Origin of the sequence: Rhizobium sp. Root149, assembly GCF_001427345.1 — a bacterium.
GTDB lineage: Bacteria > Pseudomonadota > Alphaproteobacteria > Rhizobiales > Rhizobiaceae > Neorhizobium > Neorhizobium rhizoryzae.
Genome location: NZ_LMGD01000001.1, coordinates 194,774 through 215,369, shown reverse-complemented (window position 1 = coordinate 215,369; position 20,596 = coordinate 194,774). Strand labels below are relative to the sequence as shown.

20 protein-coding genes are annotated in these 20,596 nt (G+C 58.7%); 6 read left to right on the top strand and 14 right to left on the bottom strand.

What is annotated here, in order from left to right; translation table 11 throughout:
* Positions 1-14: 14 nt before the first annotated feature.
* From cysS to alr, 7 genes are all read right to left on the bottom strand, one after another.
* Positions 15-1,400, bottom strand: coding sequence for a cysteine--tRNA ligase (gene cysS / locus ASD54_RS01025; RefSeq protein ID WP_062552743.1), 1,386 nt, complete (start codon positions 1,398-1,400; stop codon positions 15-17).
* 267 nt (positions 1,401-1,667) lie between these two features.
* Positions 1,668-2,555 (bottom strand): DMT family transporter, encoded by an 888-nt coding sequence (locus tag ASD54_RS01020; RefSeq protein ID WP_062552742.1) that lies wholly within the window; start codon positions 2,553-2,555, stop codon positions 1,668-1,670.
* A 29-nt stretch (positions 2,556-2,584) separates the two neighbouring features.
* Positions 2,585-3,325: an SDR family NAD(P)-dependent oxidoreductase gene (locus ASD54_RS01015; protein WP_062552741.1), complete on the bottom strand. Its 741-nt coding sequence runs from the start codon at positions 3,323-3,325 to the stop codon at positions 2,585-2,587.
* A 53-nt stretch (positions 3,326-3,378) separates the two neighbouring features.
* Positions 3,379-4,869 carry an amidophosphoribosyltransferase gene (gene purF / locus ASD54_RS01010; protein ID WP_062552740.1) on the bottom strand — a complete coding sequence of 497 codons (1,491 nt, stop codon included), beginning with the start codon at positions 4,867-4,869 and terminating at the stop codon, positions 3,379-3,381.
* A 131-nt stretch (positions 4,870-5,000) separates the two neighbouring features.
* Entirely contained in the window at positions 5,001-5,582 is a 582-nt protein-coding gene (locus ASD54_RS01005) for a CvpA family protein (protein ID WP_062552739.1), read from the bottom strand.
* Positions 5,583-5,705: 123 nt separating this feature from the next.
* Positions 5,706-7,106 (bottom strand): DNA repair protein RadA, encoded by a 1,401-nt coding sequence (radA, locus tag ASD54_RS01000; protein ID WP_062553210.1) that lies wholly within the window; start codon positions 7,104-7,106, stop codon positions 5,706-5,708.
* Positions 7,107-7,206: 100 nt separating this feature from the next.
* The gene (gene alr, locus ASD54_RS00995) at positions 7,207-8,373 is read right to left on the bottom strand and encodes an alanine racemase (RefSeq protein ID WP_062552738.1); all 1,167 of its coding nucleotides are present in this window, start codon (positions 8,371-8,373) and stop codon (positions 7,207-7,209) included.
* A gap of 81 nt (positions 8,374-8,454) precedes the next feature.
* On the opposite strand from alr, the gene ASD54_RS00990 reads away from it, so the two are divergent.
* The 3 genes from ASD54_RS00990 to ASD54_RS00980 all read left to right on the top strand — a co-directional run bounded on the left by ASD54_RS00990 (position 8,455) and on the right by ASD54_RS00980 (position 10,378).
* Positions 8,455-9,312, top strand: a complete 858-nt coding sequence (locus ASD54_RS00990; protein ID WP_062552737.1) for an AraC family transcriptional regulator — start codon at positions 8,455-8,457, stop codon at positions 9,310-9,312.
* Positions 9,313-9,377: 65 nt separating this feature from the next.
* Positions 9,378-10,079 (top strand): AzlC family ABC transporter permease, encoded by a 702-nt coding sequence (locus tag ASD54_RS00985; RefSeq protein ID WP_062552736.1) that lies wholly within the window; start codon positions 9,378-9,380, stop codon positions 10,077-10,079.
* Positions 10,076-10,378 (top strand): AzlD domain-containing protein, encoded by a 303-nt coding sequence (locus ASD54_RS00980; RefSeq protein WP_062552735.1) that lies wholly within the window; start codon positions 10,076-10,078, stop codon positions 10,376-10,378. The genes ASD54_RS00985 and ASD54_RS00980 overlap by 4 nt, the downstream gene beginning before the upstream one ends.
* A 42-nt stretch (positions 10,379-10,420) precedes the next feature.
* On the opposite strand, the gene ASD54_RS00975 is transcribed toward ASD54_RS00980, so the two are convergent.
* On the bottom strand, positions 10,421-11,917 hold the full coding sequence (locus ASD54_RS00975; RefSeq protein ID WP_062552734.1) for a replicative DNA helicase: 1,497 nt from the start codon (positions 11,915-11,917) through the stop codon (positions 10,421-10,423).
* 381 nt (positions 11,918-12,298) lie between these two features.
* On the opposite strand from ASD54_RS00975, the gene ASD54_RS00970 reads away from it, so the two are divergent.
* From ASD54_RS00970 to ASD54_RS00960, 3 genes are all read left to right on the top strand, one after another.
* Complete coding sequence (locus ASD54_RS00970) at positions 12,299-12,754, top strand: MarR family transcriptional regulator (protein WP_062552733.1); 456 nt, start codon at positions 12,299-12,301, stop codon at positions 12,752-12,754.
* 170 nt (positions 12,755-12,924) lie between these two features.
* Positions 12,925-14,478, top strand: coding sequence for an MFS transporter (locus ASD54_RS00965; protein WP_244484647.1), 1,554 nt, complete (start codon positions 12,925-12,927; stop codon positions 14,476-14,478).
* A 4-nt stretch (positions 14,479-14,482) separates the two neighbouring features.
* Positions 14,483-15,544, top strand: a complete 1,062-nt coding sequence (locus ASD54_RS00960; RefSeq protein WP_062552732.1) for an HlyD family secretion protein — start codon at positions 14,483-14,485, stop codon at positions 15,542-15,544.
* Positions 15,545-15,621: 77 nt separating this feature from the next.
* Here ASD54_RS00960 and rplI read toward each other — a convergent pair whose 3' ends face one another.
* The 6 genes from rplI to ASD54_RS00930 form a co-directional block, all read right to left on the bottom strand.
* Complete coding sequence (rplI, locus tag ASD54_RS00955; RefSeq protein WP_062552731.1) at positions 15,622-16,197, bottom strand: 50S ribosomal protein L9; 576 nt, start codon at positions 16,195-16,197, stop codon at positions 15,622-15,624.
* 24 nt (positions 16,198-16,221) lie between these two features.
* Positions 16,222-17,118 carry a DUF2232 domain-containing protein gene (locus tag ASD54_RS00950; protein WP_082547039.1) on the bottom strand — a complete coding sequence of 299 codons (897 nt, stop codon included), beginning with the start codon at positions 17,116-17,118 and terminating at the stop codon, positions 16,222-16,224.
* A gap of 226 nt (positions 17,119-17,344) precedes the next feature.
* Positions 17,345-17,593, bottom strand: coding sequence for a 30S ribosomal protein S18 (gene rpsR / locus ASD54_RS00945; protein WP_062552730.1), 249 nt, complete (start codon positions 17,591-17,593; stop codon positions 17,345-17,347).
* Positions 17,594-17,619: 26 nt separating this feature from the next.
* Positions 17,620-18,075 (bottom strand): 30S ribosomal protein S6, encoded by a 456-nt coding sequence (rpsF, locus tag ASD54_RS00940; protein ID WP_062552729.1) that lies wholly within the window; start codon positions 18,073-18,075, stop codon positions 17,620-17,622.
* Positions 18,076-18,360: 285 nt separating this feature from the next.
* Positions 18,361-19,242 carry an RTX toxin gene (locus ASD54_RS00935; RefSeq protein ID WP_156378999.1) on the bottom strand — a complete coding sequence of 294 codons (882 nt, stop codon included), beginning with the start codon at positions 19,240-19,242 and terminating at the stop codon, positions 18,361-18,363.
* 182 nt (positions 19,243-19,424) lie between these two features.
* The gene (locus ASD54_RS00930; RefSeq protein WP_062552727.1) at positions 19,425-20,468 is read right to left on the bottom strand and encodes an aldo/keto reductase; all 1,044 of its coding nucleotides are present in this window, start codon (positions 20,466-20,468) and stop codon (positions 19,425-19,427) included.
* Positions 20,469-20,596: the final 128 nt, after the last annotated feature.

Genomic DNA, 20,596 nt, shown 5'->3' with positions numbered 1-20,596 from the left:
TCCCGCTTTTGCCATCAGCGCCTCACTTCCCAGGTGGTCACACGCTCGCCGGTATCCTTGGCCTTGCCATCCTTGAGCTGAATGCCCTTGGCGGCAAGTTCATCGCGAATGCGGTCGGCCTCGGCAAAATTCTTTGCCTTGAGAAGTTCGAGCCGCATTTCGACAAGTGCATCAATGCCCGCGGCAATGGCTTCGTCGACTTCCGTTGCCTTTGGCAGCAGCCCCAGCAGATTGGCAGAAGCCGCAAAGCGTGCCTTCGCATCTTCATCCGAATGCGAGGCCTGCGCCAGTGCATGGATGGCCTGGACGGCTGCGACGGTGTTCAGGTCATCCGCCAATGCATCCAGTACGTTTTCGCAAGGCTTGGCACTTCCGGCTTCGACCACCGGCCACTTGGCCAGCAGACGTTCCGCCTCTTCCAGCCGCTTGACGGAAAAATCGATCGGCTCGCGGTAATGCGTCATCAGCATGGCAAGCCGCAGGACCTCGCCCGGCCATGTGCGGCCACCAAATTTCTCGGTTTCCAGCAACTCGTTGATCGTGACGAAATTGCCTTCCGACTTCGACATCTTGCGGCCTTCGACCTGCACGAAGCCATTGTGCATCCACACATTCGCCATCACATGCGTGCCGTGCGCGCAACGGGACTGGGCGATTTCATTTTCATGATGCGGGAAGATGAGGTCCAGTCCACCGCCGTGGATGTCGAAGGTCTCGCCCAGATAACGGGCACTCATGGCTGAGCATTCGATATGCCAGCCGGGACGGCCACGGCCCCAGGGGCTTGGCCAGCCGGGTTCGCTTTCGCTGGACGCCTTCCACAGCACGAAGTCGCCGGGATTTTTTTTGTGGGCATCGACCGCTATGCGTGCTCCTGCCTGCTGCTCATCCAGCGGACGCTTGGAAAGCTGGCCGTAATCGCTCATGGAGCGGGTATCAAAGAGAACCTCGCCCTCTGCCGCATAGGCGTGGCCGCGCTCGATCAGCTTCTCGATGATGCCGATCATCTGGGCGATGTTATCGGTTGCGCGCGGCTGGACGGTCGGTTCAAGGCAGCCGAGGGCAGTCACATCCGCCTGAAACTGCTTCTCGGTCCGTTCCGTCACCAGCCGGATCGCCTCGTTCAGATCGAGGCCCGGATGATCGCGCAGGGCACGTGCATTGATCTTGTCATCCACGTCGGTGATGTTGCGGGCATAGGTCACCTGAGGCTCGCCATAGACATGACGAAGCAGACGAAACAGCACGTCGAATACGATGACGGGGCGCGCATTGCCGATATGCGCGAAATCATAAACGGTGGGGCCGCAGACATACATGCGCACATTGCTCGGGTCGATTGGCTGAAATTCAGCCTTCTCGCGGGTCAGCGTGTTGTAAAGCTTGAGCTTGAGGCTCATGGACAGTCTCTCCCGAATGAAATTCACCCACCGGCCGGAACCGGTTCCCTTGTCTTCTTGGAATTTCGAGAGACGAGAACGGCCAGGCCAGCGAAACGCTAGCGAATAATAATCCCGCAAATGATGCAGCAGTTGGCCTTGTTCATGGGGCAAAGCTTATGGCGCGACAGGCAGGGATGGTCAAGGGGGCGTCAAGGCGCAAACGTTCGCCGGATCCGATCCCGACAGAATATTCTTTCTAGCGGGCTGCAGGCGCGAGGGAGAAGCTCAAGGCTGAAGCGGGATCTTGTCCTTGGCGGGAAAAATACCGAGTACTAGTGTACATCCCGCAATGATAACTGCGCCACCGATGAATTGCAGGATGGTGATGGGTTCATTGAGTGCGAAGGCTCCCACAAGCACCGCAATCACTGTGACCACGAACTCCACACTGATTGCGCGCGTGGCGCCAATGCTGCTGACGAGGCCGAAATACAGCACATAGGTGAGGGCGCTCATCACGCCGGCCTGAACGAGCAGATAGAGATAATCGATGGCGTGCGGCACGCCCGGAACCGGAACGAGAAACAGGAGTGGCAGTGCCATGACCCCGCCGAACAGGAAGGCGCCGATCGTCACTTCCCAAGGGCCGGTGTCGCTCAGGTAACGGCTGGCATAATTGCTGCCAAAGGCCGCGCAGAAGGTGCTGAAGACCATCGCAACGCAGCCGACAATGAAATTCCTGTCGACAGGCACAGCCGGAAAACCAACGAGCATGATGATGCCAATGGTTCCCAGAGCAAGCCCGGCAACGCGCGCGGGCGTGATGAGCTCCGTACCCCACACTCTTGCAATCACCATGGAGAACAGGGGTATCGTGGCGACGAAGATCGCCGCCATCGCCGTGCCAATCAACGGCGTGGCATAGGAAATGCCGATGAGCTGGCCCGCCACGGTGGTCGCACCGACAACGGCCAGCGGTCTCCAGCTTGCCGGGAACCGCAGCTTGCGTCCCATAATTCGCGAGAGACCCAGCAGAAGCGCCCCGGCCAGCAGGCAGCGGAATGTTACCGATCCGACCCAACCGAAGGCCGCAATGACATGCAGCAGCAGCAGGAAGGAAAGACCCCATGCGACCGAAAGAAAAATGTAAACGAGGATGTCGCGAGGGCGCATGAGGACTGTCTGAAACGCGGCTACCGGAGTTATTCCGGCAATTTATAATCTACGAATTTACCCTCGCGAACAACATAGAGACGGCCTGTTTCCGTCATGTCCGGCGCACAGAGCGGCAGGAGCTTTTCCGCGACTTCGGATGGGTGGGGAACGGTTTTTGGATCTTCACCTGGCATGGCCTGCGCCCGCATGGCTGTGCGGGTGGCTCCAGGATTGACGTTATTGACGCAGAGCTTGGTATGCGAGGTTTCCGCCGCCCAGGTGCGCCCCAGCATTTCGACAGCCGCCTTGCTGGTGGCATAGGCACCCCAAAAGGCACGAGCATCATTGGCAACGCCAGAGGAAAGCAGCAGTGCACGCCCGGCATCCGACTTCAAAAGAAGCGGTTCGACCGAGCGAATGAGCCGCCATGTCGCAGTGACGTTGGTCAGCATGACCTTCTCGAAGACCTTTGCTTCGACATGGCCGAGTGGGGAAATGACGCCCAGAATACCGGCGTTGGCGACCAGAATGTCCAGCTTGCCCCAGCGTTCGAAAATCGAAGCGCCCAGCCGGTCGATTGCTTGCATGTCTGTGATGTCGAAGGGAACGAGGGTCGCCGTGCCGCCTGCCGCCTGAATGGCGTCGTCCAGTTCTTCAAGGCCGCCCACCGTGCGTGCACAGGCAATCACATGCGCACCGGCTTTGGCGAGCGCCAGTGCCGTGAAATAGCCGATACCACGCGACGCGCCGGTGACCAGCGCGATCCTGCCCTTCAAGTCAATGCTCATATCCGTCCCACTATGAATGATCCGGCAGAGGCGATCCGCTCTGCCGGATTGTCTCAGCCGTTGCTGGCGAGAACCGAAACCTTCCGTCCCATCGTCTCGGCTGCTTTGTCAAGCAGGCGCGTCGGATAGTCGCCGGTAAAGTAGTGGTCGGTAAATTGCGGACGGGCCGGGTTGCGGTCTTCACCGCCAACGGCACGATAGAGACCGTTGATGGAAAGGAACTGCAGGCTGTCTGCGCCGATATAGCGGCACATGGCTTCCACGCCGTCGTATTGATTTGCCAGAAGCTTTTCCGCATCTGGCGTATCGATGCCGTAGAAATCCGGATGGAAAATCATCGGGCTGGCAACACGCAAGTGCACTTCCTTGGCGCCGGCATCGCGGATCATCTGCACGATCTTCAGCGACGTCGTGCCGCGAACGATGGAATCATCCACCAGCACGACCCGCTTGCCTTCGATCATCGCCCGATTGGCCGAATGCTTCAGCTTCACGCCGAAGGCGCGGATCTGCTGCGTCGGTTCGATGAATGTACGGCCGACATAATGATTGCGGATGATGCCGTATTCGAATGGAATGCCGCTTTCCTGCGCATAGCCGAGTGCCGCTGGTGTGCCGCCATCCGGCACGGGCACCACGACATCAGCCTCGACCGGCGCTTCCTTGGCGAGATTGATGCCCATGTTCTTGCGGGCGACATAGACGCTGCGACCGCCGACGACCGAATCCGGACGGGCGAAATAAACGTATTCGAACAGGCAGAGGCGTTCCGGCTGCGCTGTCGGAGACTTGCGCGAATCGATCTCGATCGAGCCATCCGGCTGGATTTCGCAAATGATGATCTCGCCGTTCTCGACGTCACGGACATATTTCGCGCCGATGATATCGAGCGCACAGGTTTCCGAGCAGAAGATCGGCTTGCCGTCGAGTTCACCCATGACCAGCGGACGGATGCCCGTGGGGTCGCGTGCGGCAATCAGCTTCGTGCGGGTTAGCGCCAGCATCGAATAGCCGCCTTCCATCTGGCGGATCGCATCGATGAAGCGATCTGTCGTGGATGTATAGCGGGAGCGGGCGATGAGGTGCAGAACCACTTCCGTATCGGACGTGGACTGACAGATGGCCCCACCGGCGATCAACTGGCGACGCAGGGTCAGGCCATTGGTGAAATTGCCGTTATGGGCGACCGCAATGCCGCCGACTTCGAGTTCTGCAAACAGCGGTTGTACGTTGCGCAGAGCAACTTCGCCGGTCGTCGAATAGCGCGTGTGGCCAATCGCCATGTCGCCCGGCAGTTTCGCCAGCGTTGCGGGGTTGGTGTAGTGGTCTCCCACCAGACCCATATGCTTTTCAGTATGGAACTGTGTTCCATCGAAGCACACGATACCCGCTGCTTCCTGACCACGATGCTGCAAGGCATGCAGGCCGAGGGCTGTCAGTGTTGCTGCATCGGGATGACCGAGAATACCAAACACGCCGCATTCTTCATGCAGGGTGTCACCATCAAGATCATGGAATGCGTCATGCGAAACCGGCTGATTCATCTGCAGGTCCTTGCCAACTCAGAAAAAACTGAAAGAGGCCGGTAGGGTTCGCAAGGAACATCATCCGGCCTTCTGTCATGGGGTTGTAACACAAATGGAGGCGTTTGGCTTCCCTCGGTAGTCCAGGTTCGTCAATTATTTGTAACAGGTGTGTTCGGAGCTTCGTCAGACGGAGCCGCCTCATTACCCTTCGCCTCGCCACGTCCCAGGATGCGCGCGCGGATCTGAGGTTCGATATCCGTTGGCAGAACGGTCTCAAGCCGCGCAACGAGCGTATCCAGGAACGGCTTGGACTTGGCTTGCGTAACCCAGGCAGGTTGCGACCTGACATCGACCAGCCAGTTCCAGAAGGCGACGGCAACGACGAGCAGCAAAATGCCGCGCGCTGCCCCAAACAAGAAGCCGAGCGTGCGATCCAGCGCGCCGATGCGGCTGTCGATGATGAAATCGGCAATGCGTGTCGTAATGAAAGTGATGATGATCAGCGCAACAAGAAAGATGACGCCTGCGGACCCGGCAAGAGCGATACGGTCGTCGGCTGTATAATTCTTGGCATAGGGCAAGAGCAGCGGGTGCAGATAATAGGCTGCAGCGATGGAGCCGGCCCAGCTTGCGATGGACAGCACTTCGCGGGAAAAGCCGCGAACCATGGCGAGAACCGCCGAAAACAGCGTGACGCCAAGAACAATGCCGTCAAAAATCGTGATGGGCATAGATGATCTACTCCAAGACTGATCGGTCCCGCGGCGGGGATGCATGATGTGGCCTTAGCGGAACTCCGCAGAAAGGCAAGAATTTTGCGCATCTCTTACAACAGTGGCGACGCCGGGGGAAGATCAATCCTCATCTGTCTGCTTGCCGAGCTTGCGCGCGGAGCCTGCAATCTGCACCACGAGATCGGGTAGCCCCTCGATTTCGGTCAGGCCTTTGCGACCCTTCGGCAGTTCGGCAGAGGATGAAGGCAGTGTCGCGCGTGCAAAACCAAGCTTTTCCGCTTCCTTCAGACGTTGCGCGGTTTGTGAAACAGGACGCACCGCTCCCGAAAGGCTCACCTCACCGAAGAAGACCGAATCGACGGGCAAGGGCGTGCTGGCAAGCGACGATACGAGGGCCGCGGCCACGGCAACATCCGCAGCCGGTTCGCTGATCCTGTATCCACCCGCCACATTCAGATAGACATCGTGCTGTCCGAGCCTAACGCCACAATGCGCCTCCAGAACCGCCAGGATCATGGCGAGACGGGAGCCATCCCATCCGACCACTGCACGGCGCGCCGTGCCAAGCGACGTTGGCGCCACGAGGGCCTGAACCTCAACCAGAACTGGACGCGTTCCCTCCATTCCGGCAAACACAGCGGCTCCGGGGGCCTTGGTATTGCGTTCGCCCAGGAAAAGTTCGGATGGGTTTGTCACTTCCCGCAGGCCCTTATCGGACATTTCGAAGACGCCGATCTCGTCGGTCGGTCCGAAGCGGTTCTTCACCGTCCGCAGGATCCGGTAGTGGTGGCCGCGATCGCCTTCGAAATAGAGAACGGCGTCCACCATGTGCTCCACAACGCGCGGTCCGGCAATCTGACCCTCCTTGGTCACATGGCCCACCAGAACCATAGCGGCACCGGTCTGCTTGGCAAACCGGATCATGGCCTGAACACCCGTGCGCACCTGCGTCACAGTACCGGGTGCCGAATCGACAATGTCGCTCCACAGTGTCTGGATGGAATCGATGATGACGAGGTCTGGCCGCTTGCCCTCGGCAAGCGTGGCGAGGATATCTTCCACATTGGTTTCGGCAGCCAGAAGCACATCGGTGGACGCCGCCCCAAGGCGTTGCGCCCGAAGCCTCACCTGCGCCACGGCCTCTTCCCCCGAAACATAGATGATTCGGTGCCCGCGTCTGGAGAGGGCCGCGGCGGCCTGCATGAGCAGGGTGGATTTGCCGATGCCGGGATCGCCGCCCACCAGCACCGCAGAGCCCCTCACGAAACCGCCGCCAGTCACGCGGTCAAGCTCGCTGATGCCCGTTTGAACGCGAGGCGCTTCTTCGGTCTCCCCGGAAAGCGTCGTCAGTGCAACGGCGCGGCCCTTCTTGGGTGTCTTGCCCGGACCCCCGCCGATGCCGCCGAGCGGATCATCCTCGATGATCGTGTTCCATTCGCCGCATCCATCGCACTTCCCGGCCCAGCGCGTGTGCACCGTGCCGCAGTTCTGGCAGACGAATTGGGTTTTTGCCTTGGCCATGACTATCCAATGCTTGAAGGCCTCGGAATTCACGGCCCATTTTGATCATGTTTTGTTCTCGTATCCTCTTGGCAACAAGTTTGCAAGAGGATCGGACAACTCAGACTTCGTCGCCGGTGTATCGACGCTCATAGCGCAGGCCGAAACCTGTCAGGAGTTCGTAGCCAATGGTGCCGCCTGCTTCTGCAACGTCATCCAGTGGCATGTTCGGCCCGACAAGTTCGACATAATCGCCGGTTCGCAGAGCTCCGCTGGGTAGATCCGTCGCATCGAAGACCGTCAGATCCATCGTGATACGCCCAAGGACCGGCAACTTGTACCCGTCAAACGCGGCGGCAGCACCGCCTGCTGTTCCGTTGCGCAAGGGAACGCCTGAGCCTGATAGCGAACGCATATAGCCGTCTGCATATCCAACGGAAGCAACAGCAAGCCGGCTGTCACGAAGAAGCCGGTGCGTACCGCCATAGCTCACTGTCTCGCCTGCTTTTGCATCGCGGATCTGCACAATGCGGGCCTCCGCCGTCGCCACGGTCCTTAGAGGTCGGTCCATCGCCAGCGAGGCCTTGCCTCCGTAAAGTGCTATTCCGGGTCGCGTGAGATCGAAGTGGTAACGTGGTCCGAGGAAAATTCCGGCCGACGCCGAGAGGCTTGATTCAACACCTTCGAAAGCAGCGCTAACCTGCTGGAAAAGATCAAGCTGGTTGCGTGTCGTCTCCGCATCGGCGGCATCGGCTGTGTGCAGGTGAGATAGCACGAGGACCGGATCGAAACTCGTCGGGCGAGAAACATCCTGCGCCAGGGCCATCGCGTCGTCAAAGGAAAGCCCGAGCCGGTTGAAGCCGGTATCTACCTGCACCGCGCAGGGATAGGCGCCCACCTCGGCAATCACCGACATCCAATGCGTCATCTGCTCTTCAGAGGCGAGAACGGGCACCAGGTCGTTCTCCAGAAACAGGCGCTCCTGTCCGGGCCAGATCCCTGATAAAACGAAGATCCTGGCATCGGGCGCATAGGCACGAAGTGTTGCGCCTTCGGAAGCGGCGGCCACGAAGAAGTCCCGCGCCCCGGCTTCGTAGAGTGTCAGACCGCAGTCTTCGATGCCGAGACCGTAGGCATCGGCCTTCACCACGGCGCCGGTTCTTGCGCGACCGGAGCGTTTGGAAAGCTCGACCCAGTTCTCGGCCAAAGCCGTCAGGTCGACGGTCAGGCGCACCGGCGCAATGTCAAACGGATCGGCTTCTTCGATCAGCGGCTCGGTGTCGGGCATTCTTGGATCCTTCTGCTACGTCCTGCGGACCCTATCACTTTTGTTCAAGACGATCATAACGAACACGTCTATTCTGCAGTCATGCACAATGTTTCGCAGCAGCAAGCCGCCGAGGCAACGCCTGTATCGGGAACGGAAAGAACACGCTTCTGGCGGGCAAGGCACTTTCGTGACATGGAGTGCCTGACCGCCTCCTTCATCACGCATGAATTTTCTCCGCACTCGCATGATACGTTTTCGATCGGTGCCATAGAAAACGGATGTCAGGTCGCTAACATTCGGGGAGAGCGGGAAGCAACGGGTCCGGGCGCCTTGTACCTCATCAATCCCGGCGAGATTCATGACGGCCAGCCAGGCGGACCGGAGGGCTACCGCTACCGGATGATCTACCCGGATACGGCGCTTCTGGTCGATATCATAGAGGATATGACAGGGCGTGCCTTTCACGGATCTCCTAGTTTTTCCCGGCAGTTGCTGACAGATGCACCACTGGCTGCAGCCTTCAATCGCGCCCATCGCGCCGTGGAAGAAGAGACAGGGCTTGCCGGAGAGCAGGGCATGTATGGGGTGCTCGCCAACATGTTCAAGAGACATGGCAGCGCCATCATCCATCTGCCGGAATACAGTGAACCGGTCGCCATGCGCCGGGTGCGAGACTATATCGCCCAGAATTTCGATCAGGATATCGGGCTTGAAGTCTTGGCCCGCATTGCCGGCCTCAGCCGCGCCCATATGATCCGTGCCTTTCGCAAGCATTATTTCATTACGCCGCATGCCTATCAGACCGATCTCCGGATCCGGCATGCGCGTCATTTGCTGCGAGAGGGAGCAACCCCGTCGGATACGGCCCTTGCCTGTGGATTTGCCGACCAGGCGCACCTGACCCGTCACTTCAAAGCCCGCACAGGCCTCACCCCAGCTGTCTTCAGGGCCGGTTGAACATCACTTTCGTTCAAGACCGATTGATACGTGATGGCTAAAGCCTCTTTCGAATGGAGGCATCGATGCATCATCAATCGCGCCGGGCAGAGTTTTCTGCAGGCATCAAATCAATTCTCCCTCTTGTGCTGGCTGCCCTGCCGATCGGCTTCGTATTCGGCACGGTCGCAAGCGGCAACGGGCTCTCTCCGCTCGAAACGACCTTGATGAGCGCGCTCGTTTTCGCAGGCGGATCGCAATTCGTGGCGTTGGATCTGTGGCAGCATCCGGCGTCCTGGAGCGCGCTTGGCCTTGCCGCGCTTCTGGTCAATCTGCGCCATATCCTCATGGGCGCATCCTTCGCGCGGAGCCTCGGACTTTTCAGGATCTGGCAAAAAATACCGGCCTTGCTGGTGATGGCGGATGAAAACTGGGCACTGGCGGAAGCGCGTGCCAACAGGCAGGCTTTGACGCCAGCCTTCTATCTTGGTCTCGCGCTGCCCTTCTATCTGGGCTGGATCATGGCAAGTCTCAGTGGCGCCCTGTTTGGCACACTTCTGGGAGATCTTGCCGTCTATGGCCTGGACTTCGCATTCCCTGCCGTTTTCATCGTGCTGCTGATGGGCTTCTGGAAGGGTCGGCAGACGGGGCTGGTGCTCCTTGCCAGCGCCTCGGCCTCGCTTGTCGTTCACACGCTTGTTCCGGGTGCCTGGTATATCGCCGCCGGTGCATTGGCCGGATTGGCAGCGGCGCTCATGCCGGATCGCAGGGCGGAGGTGCGGGCATGACGCTCGAGCCATCGACCCTTGCCGCCATACTCGCCATGATGCTGGCGACTGTTTTCACCCGCTTGTTCGGCGCGTTTCTGATAGGCCGGATGAGCCTTTCAACCCGAACTGAAAAAGCGCTGAAAACGGTTCCGCCCGCTGTCTTGATGGCAGTGGTTGCGCCAACAGCCTTGGCAACCGGCATCGCGGAATCCGTTGCCTGCGGTGTCACCGCCCTTGCAGCCCTCCGCCTGCCGCTTCTTCCAGCCGCGGTGGCAGGGGTCTTGACCGTTGCCGGTATGAGAGCCGTCGGCCTTTAACGAAAACGCCCCGCTTGTGATCGGGGCGCTCATCTTGAAGCATCAGTGCTCTTCGTACTGGATGAAACTCGGGTCAGCCAGATCAGCAAAGCGCGTGAACTCGGACTGGAAGGCGAGCTTGACCGTGCCGGTCGGTCCGTGACGCTGCTTGGCAATGATCACGTCGGCCGTGCCCTTCACTTTCTCCATCTGTTGTTCCCACTCAGGGTATTTAGGGTCGCTGATGTCGCGTGGCTCCATGTTCTTCACATAGTATTCTTCGCGGAATACGAAGAGAACCACGTCGGCATCCTGCTCGATCGAGCCGGATTCACGGAGGTCTGAAAGCTGCGGACGTTTGTCTTCGCGGCTTTCCACCTGACGCGAGAGCTGCGAAAGCGCAATGATCGGCACATTCAGTTCCTTGCCGAGCGCTTTCAGGCCGGTCGTAATCTGCGTCACTTCCTGCACGCGGTTTTCGCCGGATTTGCCGGAGCCGGTCATCAGCTGGATATAGTCCACCACCAGAACATCAAGTCCACGCTGGCGCTTCAGGCGTCGGGCGCGAGCGGAAAGCTGCGCGATGGAAATACCACCGGTCTGGTCGATGAACAGCGGCACCTTCTGCATCATCTGGCTGCAGGCAACCAGCTTTTCGAAATCCGCCTCGGTGATGTCACCACGACGAATCTTCGAGGAGGAAACCTCGGTCTGTTCGGAGATGATACGCGTGGCCAGCTGTTCGGAGGACATTTCAAGCGAATAGAAGCCCACAACGCCGCCATTCTTGGCTTTGAAAGAGCCATCGGGAAGCACTTCCGGCTCATAGGCTGCCGCAATATTGTAGGCAATATTCGTGGCCAGAGAGGTTTTACCCATGCCGGGGCGTCCGGCGAGAACGATCAAGTCAGACCTTTGCAGCCCGCCCATCTTCGCATCCAGCGACATGATACCGGTTGAGATGCCGGACAAGTGGCCATCGCGCTCGAACGCGGTGCCAGCCATGTCGATGGCCTGGGCCACGGCATCGGAAAAGGTCTGGAATCCGCCATCGTAGCGACCCGTTTCCGCAAGCTCGAACAGGCGACGCTCGGTATCCTCGATCTGCGTCTGCGGCGGCATGTCGAGCGGCGCGTCATAGGCGATGTTCACCATGTCCTCGCCGATGGTGATCAGCGCGCGACGCAGAGCCAGATCGTAGATCGCGCGGCCATAGTCTTCCGCGTTGATGATGGTGACGGCTTCCCCGGCCAGACGACCGAGATATTGTGCCAGCGTCAGATCGCCTACCTTGGTTTCGGCGGGAAGAAAGGTCTTGATCGTCACCGGATGGGCGATCTTGCCCATGCGTATGATGTCGCCTGCAACCTCGAAAATCTTCCGGTGCAGCGGTTCATGGAAATGACCCGGCTTCAAAAAGTCGGAAACGCGATAATAGGCGTCATTATTGACCAGGATCGCGCCCAGCAGAGCCTGTTCTGCCTCAAGATTGCTTGGGGCTTCGCGGTAGTGAGGCTCGTTAGAGAGAGCGGGCGCAAGTTTGCGCGCGGCTTCGTTCATCGTTTCGATCCAATCATGATCATGTTCGGTATGCTGCCACTTTACCTGTCCCGGAGGGAGATAACAGACGCCAGCGCATAACTCACATCGATTCACAGCCCTCAACCGCCGAATGACGGAAAAGCGTGAGTGATGCGAGTTTTCCGTTGACTGTGCTTTTCCCCGAATCAGGTCGCGGAGGCCACATTATAGAGATCTCTTTTCCCCGGTGCAGATGCCGGTTGCATCTTTTGCAAAACTTGGTGAACGCGCGCATGGGACGTCTTTGATGTCTGTCAAATTTGCATAGCTGCGTCCTGACATGAATTATTGAATATCATTATGCTCTGACATACGTAGGCTATAAATTATTAGTAACCTAATCATCAGGGATCAATAACAATGTCGCGTCATACGATCAATGAGCGGTTGTTCGACGAGATGTCGGCCTTCAACAGGCGGCTGCGTGCGATGTTCGACATGCGAACGCGCGAGACGGGCCTGACATTGACGCGGGCGAGAGCGCTTTTTGCGCTGAGCCGACGGGGTCATCTTTCGCAAAAGGATCTGGCGCAGGAACTCGAAATCGAGACGCCAACACTGGTTCGCGTGCTTGACGGCATGGAGAAGCAGAACCTGATCGAACGACGCGCTGGTGAGGGTGACCGACGAGTCAAGGAGATCCATGTAACCGCGGAAGGAGAGATTGCCGGACGTGCGGTTCAGACCCTGGCGCGCGATCTGAGGGCACGGCTTGTGGAAAACATTTCGCCTGAGGATCTGGAAGTCACTCTGCGCGTTCTCTTGCAACTCAACCGGAACCTTGCCGTTTCGAGCGTCGAGGAGCAGCGTTTATGAGCAGTGTCAGTGCAACGATGGAACGTCAGGCGGACACGCGCGAACCCGTCAGCGAACCCTCGCCGACGCCGGTTGGCTTTCTGTCTTCCACCTTTCGTCCGCGCCAGCCTGTGCCGGTTGAAGAGCGACCGGTATGGTTGACGCTTGCCTATATCTTTTCCGGGCTTCTAATGTTCCTGACCCAGGGTCTGGGTATGAACATTGTTACCGCCAATATCTATCAGTTGCAGGGAACCTTCTCGGCAACAATTGCGGAAGTTGCCGCCCTGTCTGCGGCATACATGGCGCCCTATGCCAGCCTTTCGCTCGCGCTCTTCAAGATCCGTGTGCAGTACGGTCTGCGTCCCTTTGCCGAACTGAGCATCGCCGCCTTTGTTCTGGCCTCCTGCCTCAATCTTTTCGTGACTGACTTCCATTCGGCGCTCGTCGTCCGGTTTGTCAGCGGTATGGCGGCTGCTCCGCTGTCGTCTCTCGGCTTTCTCTACATTCTGGAAGCATTCCCTGTGCAGAAGAAGCTGACAGTCGGCCTCAGCATTGCCCTGACTGGAACCCTGCTCGCAGCGCCCGTTGCGCGGATCATTTCTCCGGTCCTGATGGATATTGATGGCTACCAGACGCTCTATACGATGGAGCTGGGCCTTGCCTTGCTGGCTCTGCCGCTGATTTTCGTTCTGCCTCTCACAGCGCCGCCTCGCGTCAAGGCAATCGAACGCATGGATGTCTTCACCTATATGCTTCTGGCAGTCGGTCTTGGCTCTTTCGCCGTCTTCTTCACGCTGGGTCGCTTCTATTGGTGGTTTGAGGCCCCATGGCTCGGCATCCTGCTGGCGACCAGCATTGCGACGCTGACGGTCTTTGCCATGATCGAACTGCGCCGGACCAATCCGTTGCTCGATCTGCGCTGGATCTTCTCCTGGCAGAATCTGCATCTGGCGGCCGTGTTGATCATCTTCCGCACGGTCACGGCGGAACAATCCAGCACCATGGTCGGCTTCCTGCAGCAGCTTGGAATCCAGAACGACCAGATGGGTGTTCTCTTTGGCTACATCCTTCTTGCCTCGCTTGTCGGCGGTGCGGTCTGCGCATTCCTGATGTCACGGCAATATCTGGGCACCGCCCACGTAATCGCGCTTGCCATGATTGCGATCGGCGCATTCCTGGACAGCCAGTCGACGAACCTCACCAGACCGGAACAGTTCTATGTCAGCCAGTCCATGATCGCCTTCGGCGCAGCCATGTTCCTCCCTCCCGTCATGGCGCGTGGCTTTGCTGCGGCCATTCAGAAAGGGGCTCCCTATCTGGTCAATTTCATCGCAATCTTTCTTTTCACCCAGATCAGTGGATCGGTCATCGCCACGGGTCTGCTCGGCACCTTCGTGACAATACGTGAGAAGTTTCACTCCAACATGCTGGTTGAGAACATTCTTCTCGCCGACCCGGATGTTGCACAGAGAGTCGCCCAGCTGTCCGCGGGCTATGCCAAGGCGTTGACGGACAAGACGCTTCTGAACGCCGAGGGTTTGATGCTGCTTGGCCAGCAGGTTTCGCGCGAAGCCTACATCCTCGCTTACAACGACACATTCCTGCTGATCGGCATTGCCACATCGGCCGCACTCATCGGTCTCCTCATTCACCTCTCCTGGGATAGCGCGAAAGCGGCATTGGCCGTGCGGCGCATCGAGAAAACCTCCAAGGCAGAGGCAACAGTTCAATCTCAGGTATAAAGACATGTTGAAGAAACTATTTTCCCCAGTCACGCTCATTATCCTGCTCGTGGGCCTCGTTGGTCTTGGCCTCGTTCTTTACGCCTGGAGGCTCCCGCCGTTTACCAGCAGCGTGGAGATGACGGACAACGCCTATGTGCGCGGCTATGTGACAACGCTGAGCCCACAGGTCAGCGGTTATGTGGTCGAGGTTCCGATCAAGGACTACCAGAAGGTCAAGGCAGGCGATGTGCTGGCCAGGATCGATGACCGCATCTATCAGCAAAAGCTGGCGCAGGCGCAGGCAACTCTGGCCAGCCAAAAGGCCGCACTGGACAATTCCCACCAGCAGGAAGTTTCTGCCAAGGCAAACATCACCTCCAGCGAAGCATCCCTGACCAGTGCGAAGGCTGCCCTGACGCAGGCAAGTCTCGCAAGCGAGCGACAGCAGAATCTCAGCCGCAGTGGTGTCGGCACGACCAGTGTGCAGGAACAAGCGGAAGCAGCACTGGAAAAGGCGAGGGCTGGCGTGCAACAGGCAGAGGCTGCCCTTGAGGTTTCTCGTCAACAGCTGCAAACGATCGTCGTCAATCGCGGCTCGTTGGAAGCTGCCGTCTCGAGCGCGGAAGCAACCGTGGAACTTGCGAAGATCGACCTCGCCAACACCGAAATCCATGCACCGCGGGACGGACGCGTGGGTGAGGTCGGCGCGCGCATCGGCCAGTATGTCACGGCTGGTACTCAACTGATGGCCATTGTGCCGGATGACGTGTGGATCATCGCCAATTTCAAGGAAACCCAGCTGCAGGGCATGCAGGTCGGCCAGCCGGTCCAGATCACCGTCGATGCTCTCGGCCATCGTGAACTGCGCGGGACAATCGAGCGCTTTTCCCCGGCAGCGGCGTCCGAATTCGCTGTCATCAGGTCGGACAACGCGACAGGCAACTTCGTCAAGATCGCGCAACGTGTCGGTGTGCGCGTGAAACTGGATGCGGCCCAGCCTGCGGTCGAAGATCTTCAGCCCGGGCTATCCGTTGTTGTGCGTGTCGACAAGACCGAGCAACCGGTCAGAACCGCAGCGAACTGAAAAGACCCCTTACCATGACAACAAAAAACCCCGGTTCGCTGAACCGGGGTTTGTTGCGCCAGAAATGGCGAAAGCAATCAAGCTTCGTCTTCGTCGCGGTCTGCATCCGGATCGAAGAAGTCTTCCGGACGAAGCGCGTCTTCGTCAACGCCGTAGATGGCATCAGCGGAGGTGAGGCTTTCGCCCTTGGCCTGACGCTCGGCTTCTTCAGCGGAACGAGCAACGTTCAGTTCGACTTCCAGTTCGACTTCAGCATGCAGATGAAGCGTAACCTTGTGCAGGCCGATTTCCTTGATCGGGTTGTTCAGGTCGACCTGGTTACGGCCAACGTTGAAGCCGTTTGCAATCAGAACGTCAACGACGTCACGAGCAGCGACAGAACCGTACAGCTGACCGGTTTCGCCAGCGGCGCGAACAACGATGAAGCTCTTGCCTTCGAGGGCTTCAGCAACCTTCTGGGCTTCAGACTTGCGCTCAAGGTTACGGGCTTCCAGCGTTGCACGCTCGGCTTCGAAGCGCTTCTTGTTGGCTTCGTTGGCGCGCAGCGCCTTGCCCTGCGGCAGCAGGAAGTTACGAGCATAACCATCGCGAACCTTTACGGTTTCGCCCATCTGGCCAAGCTTGGCAATGCGTTCAAGAAGAATGACGTCCATCTTCGTGTCCTTTCGAGTTCAATTTCAGGAGTCGGTGTTGTCGGTGGGGCGGGCAGGCGTCAACGCGATTGTCCGCCGCGTATCGGAAAGTCCGACGATCACGATGGCGATCATCGGCAATAGCATCATGGTCGAGAGATAGGCCAGAACGAGCGCAGGCACGCGCCAGTCCTTGCCGCGCAGCCGGAAATGCAGTGAAGCAAACCCGGCCATCAGGAAGCCGGCGCCGAATGTGCCGCAGATCGTGGCGCCGATCATGGCCGGAACGCCGCCTGCAAACATCAGGACGATGCCGGCGAGGAAAACGAAGATCGCATTGCGGTTCATGCGCAGGGCAGACGGCATGTCTTCACGTGGGCGAAGCGCGCGGCCGCTGCGGGATACGATCCGGATGGCGAGATAGAAGGCGGTAAACAGCAAAGTCACCCAGATGCCGCCCTGGATCATCGGCAGCATCAGCACGATCAGAACCTTGGTCTGGGCAAGGCTTTCAGCGTTCGGTGCAAGGCCCGGGCTCTGCTGGTTGAAGCTCTCCGCCATCAGGTCGACCATGCGGTCCGTCAACTGCGGTCCGTAGCCGATGACCATGCCTAGAATGATGACCGCTGCCGTTACAAGCCCGCACAGATGCAACAGGATGTCCGAGATCGGGTACCAAGCCATCAGATGGTCAGGACCGCCAAGCTCAGAGGCAGGGCGAGCGAGATTGGCCAGATGCGAAAGCCAGCCAGCCGGGATCAGGGTGAAGATTGCCATGGCCAGCGCGAACATGGGCGTGACGAGAACCGCGCCCAGAATTGCGGCCGTGATAATGGCAATGATCGCCGTACGATTTCCCCAGCCGAGACCGGCCACGAGAACGGGAAGCGCGGAAGAAGCATAGAGAACAGACGCAAAAGACGGCTGCGCATTCGCGCCCATGACGAGCAGCGTTGCGGCAATACCGGCAATGATGCCGGTCGTCAGCACTGTCTGGTTCAATCCGTTCACGTCTCGCTGTCCTGCCGGTTCAAGCAGTTAGGGGAGGCACCTGAATCAAAGTCTCAGGTCGCGTGGTCCCCAACATGGGTTTTAGAGGTTCCGATCCACGCCCATCGCGGAAGGGAGACGCCGCCGAAGAGTTGAGCCCCGGCGGCGACTGTTTCAATTAGGAAACGACGTAAGGCAGCAGGCCGAGGAAGCGGGCGCGCTTGATGGCCTGGGCCAGCTCGCGCTGCTTCTTCTGGGAAACAGCTGTGATACGCGAAGGAACGATCTTGCCGCGCTCGGAAATGTAACGCTGCAGAAGACGAACGTCCTTGTAGTCGATCCGCGGTGCATTTGCGCCCGAGAAGGGGCAGGTCTTGCGACGGCGGTGGAACGGGCGGCGTGCCGGAGCAGAGGATGCGTCAGCCATTGGTAATTCTCCTTAAGCTCTCGAAATTACGCGCGGTCTTCGCGCGGTGCGCGCGGACCACGGTCACGGTCGCCATCACGCGGCGGACGCGGACCACGATCGCCGAAGTCACGGCGCGGGCCACGGTCATCGCCATCACGACGCGGACGATCGTCACGATCGCGCTTCTGCATCATGGCAGATGCACCTTCTTCGTGCTTTTCGACAGCAATGGTCATGTAACGAAGAACGTCTTCGTTGATGCGCATCTGACGCTCCATTTCGTGCACGGCAGCAGCCGGTGCATCGATGTCCATGAGCGCGTAGTGAGCCTTGCGGTTCTTCTTGATGCGGTACGTCAGGGACTTGAGGCCCCAGTTTTCAATGCGCCCGACCTTGCCGCCGTGAGCTTCGATAACACCCTTGTACTGTTCTACGAGGGCGTCAACCTGCTGAGCGGACATATCCTGCCGGGCAAGGAATACATGTTCGTAAAGAGCCATTGTAGCTTGCCTTTCTTGCGGTTGTCTTGGCCCGGTAATCGGCGGCTAAGCCTCAACGACTGGTCTTGGAAAGAGCAAAAGCCCAAGCAAGAAAAGCGTTACGATCGAGACGGTCGAGAGCGGAGACACGGGAGGCCGGAACCCTTGTGGTTCCAACGGTTCCATTTGCGAAACCGGCCCTCCGTTCAGCCACCAGCCAGAAGACCGGGCATTTCGAACAGGCGGGCTTATACGCTCATTTCGCGCGAATGCAAGCCGTCTGGGGAAATTACCGGTTTTGCCGGATCAGTTTATCCGCAGCATCGTCTGTCCGTCCTTGACGGCAAAGCTGAAGCTGGCGGTTGTCTTGCCGTCCAGCGTGATGGTGATGCGATCCTCGCTGCCCTTGATGGATGCGGTCAGGGTGTTTCCGGAAACTGCGATGTCCAGGTCATTTGCCGTGAGGCTTCCGAGTGCGATGGCAAGACCTGATGTGCTGCGAACGGTGTCCTGCCCGTCACCTCGACCAAACCCATACTCGATCAAGGGATCGGCGCCGGTAGCCTTGATGCTGACAGTGTCATTACCCAGGCCGCCGCGCGCAAAGATCCGGTTGCCTTCCAGAACCAGATTATCGTTGCCGTCCCCGGCATCCAGATTACGGATCGTGTCGGCTGCGACCTTCATCGTATCATCGCCAGCTCCGCCAAGGAGGTCGAGGGCGAGTTTTGCCTTGATCTGAATATCGTCCTTGCCATCGCCGCCGTCGATCGATCCGACAAAGGCACCTGCGGCCTTGATGCTGTCATCGCCGCTGACGGTGCGAATGTCCGAAATGGAGTCACTCTTGAGGATAAGGCTGTCATTGCCTGCACCTGCATCGATGTTGGTGATGCCGCGACCGGTGACCGTCAGGGTGTCGTCACCCTCACCACCTGTGCCAGCGGTGACATAGCCCAACTGTTCCTCCATGGTCGCCTTGTCCTGCGCTTCGGAGGAATTGAGAGTGATGATCTCGATGATTCGGGAGAGCGCACGCTGGCTGGCATTCGGCTCGTTATCGGCGGGTACGGCAGGCGGACGATTGCCTGCATATGTGGTGCTACTGGCGGCTTTTGGGGTTGAAAACAGCAGATCGATGTCGCGCGCTGCATTCGGGCTGCGAAAGAAGCCGCTGATCGTGCTCATGAATGCCTGCTCCCCGGACGAGATCGATACTGCAGCCTCATGACGCATTGCGCTGAGGTGCTTGCTTCAGCTTACAATCGGGGCTTGAGACGATCCAGCAACACCACGGGACTAGGTTAGCATTCAGTGAAACGGCAGCCACTGAGAAGGGCTGCCGCTTGGCTCAGCTTACATGCATATTTTCAGATCGGCATCGGATACTGACGGTGGATCTTGTTGATCTCCCGCAGGATCTCGTCGGACAATGTGACGTCAGCCGCACCGATATTGATCTTCAACTGCTCCATCGATGTTGCGCCGATGATTGCTGCCGCCATGAAAGGGCGGGTGAGGCAGAAGGCCAGTGCCAGTTGGGAAGGATCGATCCCGTGCCTGGCCGCCAGATCCACATAGGCCTGCGTTGCCGCCTGCTGATGCTGGACAAGACGCCCGCCGATATCGCCATTGATGGCGCCGCGTGAACCGACTGGCTTTTCACCGGAGAGATACTTGCCGGAAAGAATGCCGCCTGCGAGCGGCGAATAGGCCAGCAGGCCCACATCTTCATGATGGGAAAGCTCTGCGAGGTCCAGATCGAAATGTCTGCACAGCAGGCTGTACTCATTCTGGATAGTGGCAACGCGTGGCAGACCCTTTTCTTCGGCAAGCGAGAGGAATTTCTGCGTTCCCCAGGTCGTTTCGTTGGAGAGACCGATAGCGCGGATCTTGCCGGCCTTCACGCAGGCGTCCAGCACGTCCAGCTTTTCTTCGATCTCACCCAGCGTCTGCGATTTGTCCTGTTTGAAGGGATCGTAACCCCAGTTGGCACGGAAGTGATAGCTGCCACGATTCGGCCAGTGGATCTGGTAGAGATCAATGTAATCGGTCTTCAGGCGCTGAAGGCTTGCATCCACGGCATCCTGTATGGCTTGCGCCGTAATCGGTGCACCGCCGCGAATATAAGGGCGTCCCGCACCGGCGACCTTCGTTGCCAGAACGACCTTGTCTCTCTTGCCGGTCTTCTCGAACCAGTTGCCAATCATGCGCTCGGTATCGGCATAGGTCTCGGCAGAGAGGGGCGTGGTGGGATAGAGTTCGGCCGTGTCAAAGAAATTGACCTGATGGTCGAGCGCGTAGTCCATTTGCTCGAATGCTTCGGCTTCGCTGTTCTGCGAGCCCCAGGTCATCGTTCCGAGGCAGATTTCCGAAACGGAAATGTCGGTTCGTCCAAGTTTCTTGAATTTCATGAGGTGTATCCGTGGTGGGCATGATGGGAGGGCGGCTGCAATGTAGGCCGCTTCTCGGTCAACGCAAGACGCATCCCGAAAATGCAACTTCGAGAAAACCGTCTCGTCCATAGACGTTCATAAAGTGT